Source organism: Brevibacterium sp. SIMBA_078, assembly GCF_046534565.1.
In the GTDB taxonomy this organism is placed as follows: Bacteria; Actinomycetota; Actinomycetes; order Actinomycetales; family Brevibacteriaceae; genus Brevibacterium.
In genome coordinates, this window is sequence record NZ_JAWRYQ010000660.1 from 1 (window position 1) to 230 (window position 230).

Below are 230 nucleotides of genomic sequence, written 5' to 3' on the forward strand. Positions count from 1 at the left end.
TCCAGGACGACCTCGACGCAATCCCGCGCATGCTGGGCGAATACCACTCCGGCGCCGAGATCGTATTCGGCGTGCGGCAGCGGCGCGACAGCGACGGCTTCTTCAAGCGCGTCAGCGCGCGCGGCTACTACCGGGTGCTGCGCCGCTTCGGCGTCGACATCTTGCCGGATCACGCTGACTTCCGCCTGATGAGCCGCCGAGCGATCGAAGAGTTGCGCGGCTTCCGCGAG

The 230-nt window shown here is 67.8% G+C and carries 1 pseudogene; it reads left to right on the plus strand.

Annotation, left to right across the window (positions count from 1 at the left end):
- A pseudogene (locus tag SB749_RS21135) lies at positions 1-230 on the plus strand (glycosyltransferase); the annotation flags it as partial.